The organism is Isoptericola sp. NPDC056605 (assembly GCF_042792795.1).
Taxonomy (GTDB): domain Bacteria; phylum Actinomycetota; class Actinomycetes; order Actinomycetales; family Cellulomonadaceae; genus Isoptericola.
The window spans coordinates 1-1,005 of sequence record NZ_JBHTVT010000065.1; the positions used below are offsets into that span (position 1 = coordinate 1).

Sequence of the window (1,005 nt, forward strand, 5' to 3'; positions counted from 1 at the left end):
GAGCATTGGGCGCGTGATGGTCTGACAGAGGAAGATATCGCTCATAACATGGGAATTAAGCGGCAGACGCTTTATGAGTGGAAGAAAAAGCATCCTGACATAGATGACGCCTTAAAAAGAGGGAAAGCCGTTATTGATCTGAAAGTCGAGAATGCCTTATTAAAGCGGGCGCTGGGCTATCAGTACAATGAGGACACATACGAATGGGTTCAAAACATGAACGGTGAAAGTGAACTGAAAATCACTAAGCGTATCGTCAAAGAGGTTCAGCCCGACACAGGCGCAGCTATATTCTGGCTTAAAAATCGTCAGCCTGACGTATGGCGCAAAGAGTCTGAGATCAAAGACAATCAGACGAAGGCGCAGACAAACAAGATCAAGGCAGATACCGAGCTTGCGAAAGAGCGGACAAAGCTGCTTAAAGGCGATAAAGGCGACACTGCCCTTATTGCACAGGTTGCAGAGTTGTATAAAGCCGTGAATAAAGGTGGAGACGATGGAAATTAAGTTTTCACCGAAGCAGCAGGACATCATAACAAGACCTTTTGATCGTACATTAGAAGCAAACGAAGGCACGCCACGGTCAGGAAAGACGACAGCGGGCCATTTTCGCTATGCTCTTTATTTGTCGCTAACGCCGGATCAAAACCATTTGGTCGTTGCCTATAACCAGGAGCAAGCATACAGGCTCTTTATTGACGGTGACGGGACGGGCCTTAAACATCAGTTCGGCAACCTTGCCAAAGTGAAGCATGATGATTTAGGTGATCATTTAGAGGTACAGACGCCGACAGGGACAAAGAAAGTCTATTACAAGGGCGGCGGTAAAGCGGACAGCGTTAAAGCTATTACAGGTATGTCGCTTGGCTCAGTCGTGTTCTGTGAGATCAATCTGCTACACATGGATATGATTCAGGAATGCTTCCGGCGGACGTTCGCGGCAAAGATGCGCTATCACCTGGCAGACTTGAACCCACCGGCCCCGAATCATCCGGTCATTAAAGA

Annotated in this window: 1 protein-coding gene and 1 pseudogene; both read left to right on the plus strand. The window is 47.7% G+C overall.

From position 1 onward, the window contains the following. Positions 1 to 507, plus strand: a 507-nt coding sequence (locus ACFQ8Y_RS22790) for a hypothetical protein (RefSeq protein ID WP_430586814.1), incomplete at its 5' end; no start/stop codon positions are given. Beyond that, a pseudogene (locus ACFQ8Y_RS22795) lies at positions 497 to 1,005 on the plus strand (PBSX family phage terminase large subunit); the annotation flags it as partial. The gene ACFQ8Y_RS22790 and the pseudogene ACFQ8Y_RS22795, both read left to right, overlap by 11 nt.